Genomic DNA, 10006 nt, shown 5'->3' with positions numbered 1-10006 from the left:
CTGAATCTTTCAGAACTAGTGGTCTCGCCGTCTGCGCTACCGTTGTTCCCGATTGGGAGTGCAAAAGTGCAGGCTTTATTTTTAACATCCAAATCCAAAAGCAAAATATTTTTACCAAAATTTTAACACTACAACGCAACTCACTGAAAATGAAAATAGAAGAATGGAAAAAAAATTTAAAATAATTTTATACTTCTTGTAAAGAAGTCTTGTAATGAAAATGACACCCACTTTCGTAGGTGCCATCGGCTTATAAAGCAAGCTATTTCAACTGCCACAAGCCTCGCAGCTTTCAGGATCGTCCAATGAACATTGCATATCAGATCGATGATCACGCGGCGTCACCGGTTTTGCATGCTCTTCCGCATATTGTACGTAATTCAGTTCCTTTTCCGTAACAACTGCCGTCGCTGGCTCTAGCAATACTTCTGCCTGCTTGCTTACAGTGAACTGAACCGGATCAGATGCTGCACGGGTACGTAGATAGTACATGCCTGTTTTAAGTCCCTTTTTCCAGGCGTAGAAGTGCATGGAAGTCAGCTTGCCAAAATTTGCTTCTTCCATAAAGATATTTAACGACTGCGATTGACAAATGTAAGCGCCACGGTCGGCGGACATGTCCAGCAGACTACGTTGCTTGATTTCCCAGGCTGTCTTATAAAGGTCTTTTACATTTTGAGGAATATTCGGGATGGCTTGTACAGATCCGCTTGCGCGAACCAGATTATTTTTCATCTCTTCATTCCAAAGATTCAGTCTGACCAGATCCTTTAACAAATACTTATTGACTACCACAAACTCCCCTGAAAGAACTCTTCTCACATATATATTAGAAGTAAACGGCTCAAAACATTCGTTATTACCCAGAATCTGACTCGTGGATGCAGTTGGCATCGGCGCCAAGAGCAGCGAATTCCGAATTCCATACTTCATAACATCCTTTCTCATCTTCTCCCAGTCCCAGCGATCACTGTCGGGAGTTACGTTCCACATATCAAACTGGAAGATACCCTGCGATATCGGACTACCAGCCCAGGTTTCATACGGCCCGAGTTTCATGGCAAGCTCCATAGAAGCTTCCATTGATCCATAATAGATCGTTTCGAAAATCTCCTTGTTCAACTGGCGGGCTTCGTCAGAGTCAAATGGCATGCGCATTAAACAGAATGCATCCGCCAATCCCTGCACACCAATACCGATTGGCCGGTGTCTTTTATTGCTTTTCTCAGCTTCCGGAATAGGATAGTAATTCAGGTCGATGATCTTGTTCAGGTTTTTCGTGATCACTTTGGTGATCTCATATAATTTCTGATGATCAAATCGCATATATCCGTCAGGACCCTGCTCTACAAACTTCGGCAATGCAATAGAAGCCAGGTTACATACAGCTACCTCATCTGGTGCAGTATACTCAATGATTTCAGTACAAAGGTTTGAAGATTTAATCGTGCCCAGATTTTTCTGGTTTGACTTACTGTTCGCGTGATCCTTATACAACATGTAAGGAGTACCAGTCTCAATCTGTGACTCCATGATCGCGAACCAAAGGTCCTGCGCCTTTATAGTTTTGCGCGCCTTTCCTTCTAATTCATATTGTTCGTAAAGCTTTACAAAGTCTTCACTATGTGTATCAGAAAGTCCCGGGCATTCGTGCGGATCGAAAAGTGACCAGGTATCGTTGGCCTCAACGCGTTTCATGAACAAGTCGGGAATCCATAATGCATAGAAAAGGTCGCGCGCGCGCTGTTCCTCTTTCCCGTGGTTTTTCTTCAAATCCAGGAAATCAAAAATATCAGCATGCCAGGGTTCCATATATATAGCGAAAGAACCTTTGCGCTTTCCACCTCCCTGATCCACATATCTTGCAGTATCATTAAATACCCGCAGCATCGGAACAATACCATTGGATTGTCCATTTGTACCTTTAATATAAGAACCTGTTGCGCGCACATCGTGAATGCTCAAACCGATCCCGCCCGCAGACTGTGAAATAAGCGCGCAGTTTTTCAGTGTATCATATATACCACTGATACTATCCTCCTTCATTGTCAAAAGGAAGCACGAAGACATTTGTGGCTTCGGCGTACCTGCATTAAATAAGGTAGGCGTTGCGTGGGTGAACCATTTTTCAGAAAGCAAATGGTACGTTTCAATCGCAGCCTGAATATCTTCCTGGTGAATACCAACTGCAACCCGCATCAGCATATGCTGCGGACGCTCTACAATTTTCCCGTCAACTTTCAGTAAATATGATTTCTCCAGGGTTTTATAGCCAAAATAATCATAGGCATAGTCGCGGTCATATATAATAGTAGAGTCAAATAGCGAAGCATTCTGGCGAATTACCTCATACACTTCCTTGGAAATGAGCGATGCATTTTCACCAGTCTTAGAATCTATATATGTAAATAAGCGCTTCATTGTTGCCGAAAACGACTTCAATGTGTTCTTATGAAGATTTGAGATCGCGACGCGGGCAGCAAGGATCGCGTAATCCGGGTGCTTGGTGGTCATCGAAGCCGCAGTTTCGGCAGCAAGGTTATCCAGTTCTGCGGTGGTAACACCGTCGTAAATACCGGAAACAACCTTTTTGGCTACCTCGATCGGCTGAATATACTTGCTGTCCAGGCCGTAGCTTAGTTTTTCAATGCGGGCCGTCACCTTATCGAATTTCACAGATTCGCGGCGACCGTCTCGCTTAATTACATACATTGACATAGTAAAGTGGTGTTTTAAAGGAAGTTAGTGATGTATATTCTGGGGAGTTGACTTTCTAAAACCTGTTGAAATAACACTAAATTAGTCACAATCGCAACCGGCGTTCCGGGCAGAAATTGGTGTTTACCGGCATAGTGCAAATGAAGAAACTGGTAATAAACTTATACCTAGTTATTTAGCTCCCAAAAGGGTAAGAAGTATTCAATGAAAAATTTTCTAAAAAATTTTCAGCTACAAAATTTGCAAACATTTTTTGAGTGCCTTTTTTATTGAACATAAATTATTGCTTCAACAACAACTGAAAATCAAGCAATTAATAAGAAAACATTATTTATAATAAATCTTAATTAGAAAACTTTTATTAACGGAGACTTGTATTTAAAACCAAATATTTACAACAAACGAGTTAAACTAACTACCAATATGAGCATTGAAACTGACCAAAATAGCAGAAGAACCTTCCTGAAAAAGACTTCAGGCGTGTTCGCAGGGTTGGCAGCAGGATCCCTGATTCCCGAGGCATTTGCAATGCACGGAACAAAGCCCGAATATATGATCCCGCTTGGCGTTTATGCTGCATATGACAAAGCCAACTTTCTGAAAGAATCCGGATGTTCCTATATAGAGGAGTCTGTCGGAGGATTCCTGATCCCTTCCGGGGGCGACGAAAAGTATCAGCAGAATTTGCAGCAACTCCATCAGGATAACTTTCCGATCAAGTCTTATGTGATCTTGTTACCAGCAGCATTGAAAACGCTGGGCCCCGATGCTAATCACGAGGCGATCCTGCAAAGGACCGAGCTCGTTTTGAAGCGGGCGAGGGAATGCAAATCTCAATATGTAGTATTTGGAAGCGGCGGCTCGCGGATTATCCCCGAAGGTTTCGACCGGGCTACCGCCAAAGCCCAGCACATTGAATTGACAAAAAAAATGGCCCCGCTTGCTGAAAAATATGGTGTTACTATTGCCGTGGAGCCGCTTAATAAGGGAGAGACGAACTTTATCAACAGTCTGGCGGAGGGAGTTGAGATCATTGACGCCGTGAAAAGCCCGTCGATCAAGCTGCTTTGCGACATTTTTCATATGCTAAAGGAAGACGAGCCTGCGACCGAGATCGTGAAATATGGCAAGCATATTGTGCATTGCCACATTGCCGAAAAAGAAAACCGAACTCCTCCTGGCGTAAAAGGCGACGATTTCAGACCGTATCTCAGCGCATTAAAGAAGATCAAATACAAAGGCGGGTTGTCTATTGAATGCTTTACTTACACCGATTTTCATAGGGAAGCGAAAAAAGGGATCGAAGTTCTGAAACAGCAGCTTAGTGAAGTTTAGCCGTAGAAATTTTCGTATGGTATTAATATTTAAAAAGATACAGTTTTAATACTTGGTTTGAAAAATTAGAATACTTACTTTTGCAATCCTTTTTGAGAATTGTATAGAAACAAATAATACCATATACCAATGAAAAAAGATATTCATCCCAAATATAGAGAGGTAATTTTCTGGGATCTGTCGAGCGACTACAAATTCGTTACACGTTCTACAATCGAAACCACTGAAAATATCACTTGGGAAGACGGTAAATCTTATCCTGTTTACAAAGTAGAGGTTTCTTCTCAGTCGCACCCTTTTTATACTGGTAAAAACGTACTGGTTGATACTGCGGGACGTGTTGATAAGTTCAGAAAACGTTACGGACAGAAAGAAGCTTAATCAGCACTTCGCTTTTTGGCTTTAAATAATTATGGAAGCAGTCTCCTGACAAATGTTCAGGAGACTGCTTCTTTTTTTGTCCCAACCAATAAAATGACCGAACTTTGATCATACATACTAATTCAATATGCCCGCTGTAATTCTCTTTGACGACCCAGTACTTCGCACACAGCTATTGCCACTTACATACACCAGGCCTGTTGCCGGAATTCGCTGCGGCATTCAGACAATCGCCGAAAAATGGGCGGGCTGCCTTAATTCGACGGTATATTTCCAGACAGAAGCGTACTTAAGTACAAAGTTCACTTCCATTAAGACCGGCGATAATTTGTATATCAATGGCGGCCTCTGTCCTGACGTTGAGTTAATTAAAGTCATAAATAGTTTGGAAATCGGTGCTATGCTGATCTCCGAAAAGGACGAGTTGCTGGCATTAAGAACTGACAAATCGTGGCAATATAGTCGAGAAACTGGTCAGTTTAACCTGCTAACTTATTCAAAACCATTCACCCTAATCAGGAACGTTTGGGATATATTCACTTTCAACGGAGCTCAGATTAAAGCTGATTTTGAAAGAATTACATCTAATAAAAAATCAATAGCGATTTCTGATCCTTATACGCATTGCTATAATCCCGATCAGATATTCGTCGAAGAAGGTGCTGTTCTTAAGGCTTCCATTTTGAATGCAGAAAACGGCCCCATTTATATTGGTAAAAATGCATTGATCCAGGAGGGTTCTATGGTACAGGGGCCATTCGCGATCGGTGAAAGTTCGGTACTGGCACAGGGAACTAAGATCCGGCCCAATACTACCATCGGACCTTTTTGCAAAGCAGGTGGTGAGATAAGTAACAGTATATTAACAGCTTATAGCAACAAAGGACACGATGGTTATCTCGGCAATTCTGTTCTAGGAGAATGGTGTAACCTCGGCGCAAATACAAATAACTCAAATCTCAAAAACGACCATAGCATTGTCAAACTGCACAGTTATGCGACAAACCAGCTGGAAAGTACCGGTTTAACAAACTGCGGACTGATCATGGGAGATTATTCAAAAGCCGGCATTTCTACCATGTTCAACACCGGAACCATAGTTGGCGTAAGTGTGAATGTATTTGGTGGTGGTTTTCAGCAAAAACACATTCCTTCTTTTTCCTGGGGCGGATCTGCGGAAGGTATCTGTGAATATCGCCTGCAAAAAGCTGCGGCAGTTGCTGCTGACACAGTTGGCAGACGAAATGTCGATTTTGAGGAAACAGATCGTGCCATTTTGCAGGCGGTATTTGACCTAACACAAAATCAGCGTAATTATTAAACACGCACTTCATTCTAAAAAGTTAACTCAGATTTACCGTGCTCTTTAAAGATATTCCAGGCCTAGAACCGATCAAATCCACGCTGAGGCGCTCGGTGAAAAATAGTCACCTGGCACATGCACAGCTATTTGACTTTCCGCCGGGCGGGGCAGGGCTGGCAATGGCGCTGGCTTTTTCAACCTATATTAATTGCGAAAACAAGCAGGAAGATGATGCGTGCGGAACTTGTGCCTCCTGCTTCAAAATGGGTAAACTGATTCACCCTGATTTCCACTTCATTTTCCCTATTGCAACCTCCAAAAAAACGGACGGTAAAACCAGTGAAGCTTTTCTCCCACTCTGGCGCACGTTTTTGCTCGAAAATCCTTACCGGGTTTTGCCGGACTGGCTGGACTTTATCAGCGCTGAAAATAAGCAGGGAAATATTTCTGTGGAGGAGGCAAGAGGTATTCTCAGGAAACTTTCGGTAAAAGCGTACGAAGGCGAATATAAGATCCTGCTGATCTGGAAGCCCGATATTATGAATGCGGCTTCCTCCAATGCAATACTCAAAATCCTGGAAGAACCGCCTGAAAAGACACTTTTTCTACTCGTAAGTGACCAGTCTGACAAATTGTTGACAACCATTATTTCCCGCACCCAGCGCATTACAATTCCTGCATTTTCCGATGACGAAATCCGCAGCTATCTGAAAAAACAGGATATCAGTGAAAGCATCGTCAATCAGGCTACTTATTTGTGCGATGGAAATTTGTCCGAAGCATTAAAACTGGTTCAGGAAGACGAAGACGATCGCTCGGGCTGGTTTGCCGGCTGGATGCGTTCCTGCTATAAATATGATGTTTCACACCTGGTGAAGCTTGCTGACGGATATGATGTAATGCCCAAAGAGCGGCAAAAAGGCCTTTTGGAATATGCATTGCGGCTTTTCAGAGATATGCTGATTTGGAGTAATGGAGCCGGCGAATTACTTAGAGTACCTCAGGAAGAACTGACTTTTGTTCAAAATTTTTCAAAAGCGGTCACTTTTGATTCCTTGGAAAGGATGGTCGGCGAGGTAAATACGGCGCATTACCATATTGAGCGGAATGTGCGGGCGAAAATGGTTTTTCTGGATCTTTCACTAACTATCGCTCATTTTTTTCAGCGCAAATGAAACACTCACTACAAATAATCGGCGCAACGGACATCGTAGACTTGCCCGAATTGGGCTGGTTCAATGTCCCGGTACGGATCGATTCGGGAGCTACTACCTCTTCCATTCATTGTTCGCGGGTAAAATTGATCAAGGAAGGCGAGCAAATTCAGCTGCAATTTTATCTCGATAAAAAAAAAGGAGCCCCGCAGGAGTCTTTTATCGTCGACGAATTCAAGGAAACATTTGTCCGAAATTCCTCTGGAAAAGAAGAAAAACGATATGTAATTAAAACCAAGATCAAGATTTTCGGAAAAAAGATACGAACCGAATTCTCGCTCGCGAATCGCCGCAAAATGCAGTATCCCATATTACTTGGCCGCAAATTGTTGAAAAACAGATTTCTCATTGACGTTTCCCAAAAAAATCTATCCGCTTCAAAGCTTTCGTCCGCGTCAAAGCGTTTGAAGTCTGATGAATAATACCCTCACCCGTTCTGCTAATTATTCCGATTCTATGAAAATCGCCGTTTTGTCCACCAATGCAGACCTTTATTCGACGCGCCGTTTGGTGGAGGCAATCAAGCAAAAAGGCCACGAGGCCACTGTTATTGACCATGTTAAGTGCTTTGTCATGATCGAGGGAGGCAAGCCAACAATTATATACAAGGGAAAACCGATCCCGGAGATCGACGCGGCTATTCCGAGAATTGGTACATCTGTGAGTGCATTCGGCTGTGCCGTGGTACGCCAGCTGGAATTGATGAAAGTTTTCACGACCGTCAAATCACAGGCGATATTGCGTTCGCGCGACAAGTTGCGCAGTATGCAGGTTTTAGCAAAAGCCGGTATTGATATTCCAAAAACCGTTTTTGCTAAAAATCCGTCGCAGGTAAATGAACTGATCCACCTTGTCGGCGGGCCGCCGGTGGTGATCAAACTACTGGAAGGAACGCAGGGAGTAGGCGTAGTTTTAGCCGAAACCATCAAGGCAGCAAAATCTACGATTGAAGCTTTTTACGGATTGAGAGCCAATTTCTTGATCCAAGAATATATTGCCGAATCAAAAGGCGCGGATATCCGGGCATTTGTGATCGGAAATAAAGTAATAGCGGCAATGCGCCGCCAGGGAGCCGACGGAGATTTCAGAAGCAACCTGCACCGGGGAGGCCAGGGCAGCCTGGTGGAACTTACCCCGGAAGAAGAAGAAACTGCCGTAGCTGCGGCAAAAGCATTGGGCGTGAAGATCGCCGGCGTCGATATGCTGCAATCTGACCGCGGCCCATTGGTTATGGAAGTCAATTCCTCCCCCGGCCTGCGCGGAATTGAGGAAGTAAGCGGGATCGATGTAGCCGCATTGATTGTTAGCTATATTGAAGATAAAATTGTTACCGACGAAGGGGATACTGTTGGAGTTTAGATCTCAAAAACCGTAACCAATTTGGGAACATTATGTATCTTTATAATGTGAGATGCGGGTAATAGCTGTAAAAACGTTGAAGACTTACTGGGAAAACTATCCAAAAGCGAAGCAATCCCTGCTAGCGTGGAACGAAGAAGCTGAATTGGCCGATTGGAATTCTCCCAATGAACTCAAAGAACAATATCGAAATGCTTCAATACTGAGCAGCAAACGAGTTGTTTTTAACATACATGGCAATACCTACAGGCTGATCGTTGATATTGAATTCAGATTGAAAATTGTTTTCATTGTATGGTTTGGCCCCCATGACGCTTACGACAAAATTGACGCAAAAAATATAGAATATGGCGACTCCAATTAAGAACAATGAGCAGCACGAGCAGGCGTTACGTCAGATATATCGATTGATGCAGAAAGATCTGGTACCTGATTCTGTGGAATCAGATGAACTGGAAGTACTATCTATTCTTGTACAAGATTACGAAAAGCTTAATTTTCAGATACCGAAACCGAATCCATTAGAGGCTATCCGATTCAGATTGGAGCAATTAGGAATGTCTGAAAAAGAGCTATCAGATATATTGGGTTTCAGATCACGTAAATCGGAAATTCTTTCCGGCAAGCGCAAGCTCAGTTTAGGAATGATTCGGAAGCTAAATCAGGCTCTTAATATTCCGGCGGAAATACTAATCCAAGCCTACTAAATACCTGAAAAACAGAAGCAAGTAAATCATGCATATTAAAATTGGAACACGCGGTAGCAGGCTCGCTCTTTGGCAGGCATATTATGTCAGGGACTTGTTGCTCGCTGGCGGGATAGATTCGGAAATTGTTATTATTGAGACAAAAGGAGACAAAATCCTTGACAGGTCTTTGTCAAAAATTGGAAGCAAAGGCGTTTTTACAGAGGAACTGGAAGACCAGCTGCGAAGTGGCGGAATTGATATTGCTGTACACAGCGCAAAAGATCTGCAATCACAACTAGACGATGCATTCGAAATAATCGCATTTACCGAGCGCGAAAAAGCGAACGATGTGCTCGTAAGCCACAATACTGCATTGTCGCTGAAAAGCGGCGAAACGTTTGTAGTCGGTACTTCTTCGACCCGCCGAATAGCTATTTTGAAGCATTTTTATCCCCAGATCAAAACTGTGGATATGCGGGGGAACCTGCAAACGCGCCTTAGAAAACTCGAAGAAGGACAATGTGACGCGCTGTTACTCGCTTATGCCGGAGTGCACAGAATGGAGTACGATAATAAGATCGCAGAGCATTTGCTATTGGATGAATTCACGCCGGCTGTCGGGCAGGGAAGTGTTGCGATTGAATGCGCGGTAACCCTCGATGAATCCAAAAAAGCGATCCTGAAAGTGCTCTTAAACCATAAAGAAACAGAAACCTGCCTCCTTACCGAGCGCGCATTCCTGAAAAGATTACAGGGTGGATGCAGTATTCCTGTATTCGCTATGGCGACATTAAATGAAGAGCAGATCCATATTACAGGCGGCATCGTCAGTCTCGACGGTTCTGAGTTGATCCGCAAAACGCAAACCGGCGCAAAGGCTTTCCCGGAAGAACTCGGACTAGCCCTCGCCGACGAGCTCCTCGAAGCAGGCGCCGACAGGATATTGCAGTCGATCCGATCTCAAAATACACTGGCCTAAAAAGTAAAAGCCCGGCACTGAGTCCGGG

11 protein-coding genes are annotated in these 10006 nt (G+C 43.6%); 10 read left to right on the top strand and 1 reads right to left on the bottom strand.

Annotated elements, in window-relative coordinates; genetic code table 11:
- Window positions 1-185: hypothetical protein (locus LZG94_RS25995; RefSeq protein WP_233794570.1), on the top strand; the 185-nt coding region annotated here is incomplete at its 5' end.
- An 82-nt stretch (window positions 186-267) separates the two neighbouring features.
- Here the strand turns inward: LZG94_RS25995 and LZG94_RS25990 are convergent.
- The gene (locus tag LZG94_RS25990; protein WP_233794573.1) at window positions 268-2712 is read right to left on the bottom strand and encodes a ribonucleoside-diphosphate reductase subunit alpha; all 2445 of its coding nucleotides are present in this window, start codon (window positions 2710-2712) and stop codon (window positions 268-270) included.
- A 429-nt stretch (window positions 2713-3141) separates the two neighbouring features.
- On the opposite strand from LZG94_RS25990, the gene LZG94_RS25985 reads away from it, so the two are divergent.
- The 9 genes from LZG94_RS25985 (at window position 3142) to hemC (ending at window position 9978) form a co-directional block, all read left to right on the top strand.
- Complete coding sequence (locus tag LZG94_RS25985; RefSeq protein ID WP_233794569.1) at window positions 3142-4053, top strand: sugar phosphate isomerase/epimerase; 912 nt, start codon at window positions 3142-3144, stop codon at window positions 4051-4053.
- Window positions 4054-4182: 129 nt separating this feature from the next.
- The gene (locus LZG94_RS25980; protein WP_215236051.1) at window positions 4183-4434 is read left to right on the top strand and encodes a type B 50S ribosomal protein L31; all 252 of its coding nucleotides are present in this window, start codon (window positions 4183-4185) and stop codon (window positions 4432-4434) included.
- A 127-nt stretch (window positions 4435-4561) separates the two neighbouring features.
- Window positions 4562-5755, top strand: a complete 1194-nt coding sequence (locus tag LZG94_RS25975) for a putative sugar nucleotidyl transferase (RefSeq protein WP_233794568.1) — start codon at window positions 4562-4564, stop codon at window positions 5753-5755.
- 38 nt (window positions 5756-5793) lie between these two features.
- Window positions 5794-6912, top strand: coding sequence for a DNA polymerase III subunit delta (locus tag LZG94_RS25970; RefSeq protein ID WP_215236049.1), 1119 nt, complete (start codon window positions 5794-5796; stop codon window positions 6910-6912).
- Window positions 6909-7373, top strand: coding sequence for a RimK/LysX family protein (locus tag LZG94_RS25965; RefSeq protein WP_215236048.1), 465 nt, complete (start codon window positions 6909-6911; stop codon window positions 7371-7373). The genes LZG94_RS25970 and LZG94_RS25965 overlap by 4 nt, the downstream gene beginning before the upstream one ends.
- Window positions 7374-7407: 34 nt before the next feature.
- Window positions 7408-8310 carry a 30S ribosomal protein S6--L-glutamate ligase gene (rimK, locus tag LZG94_RS25960; RefSeq protein ID WP_215236047.1) on the top strand — a complete coding sequence of 301 codons (903 nt, stop codon included), beginning with the start codon at window positions 7408-7410 and terminating at the stop codon, window positions 8308-8310.
- Window positions 8311-8362: 52 nt separating this feature from the next.
- A complete protein-coding gene (locus LZG94_RS25955; RefSeq protein ID WP_233794567.1) occupies window positions 8363-8674 on the top strand; it encodes a type II toxin-antitoxin system HigB family toxin in 312 nt (103 codons plus the stop codon).
- On the top strand, window positions 8658-9017 hold the full coding sequence (locus LZG94_RS25950; RefSeq protein WP_233794566.1) for a type II toxin-antitoxin system HigA family antitoxin: 360 nt from the start codon (window positions 8658-8660) through the stop codon (window positions 9015-9017). The genes LZG94_RS25955 and LZG94_RS25950 overlap by 17 nt, the downstream gene beginning before the upstream one ends.
- 28 nt (window positions 9018-9045) lie before the next feature.
- A complete protein-coding gene (gene hemC / locus LZG94_RS25945; RefSeq protein ID WP_233794565.1) occupies window positions 9046-9978 on the top strand; it encodes a hydroxymethylbilane synthase in 933 nt (310 codons plus the stop codon).
- Window positions 9979-10006: the final 28 nt, after the last annotated feature.

Source organism: Dyadobacter sp. CY343 (assembly GCF_021390335.1).
Lineage (GTDB): Bacteria > Bacteroidota > Bacteroidia > Cytophagales > Spirosomataceae > Dyadobacter.
Note: the sequence above shows the minus strand (reverse complement) of the source record. Positions and strands in the feature narration are given on the sequence as shown.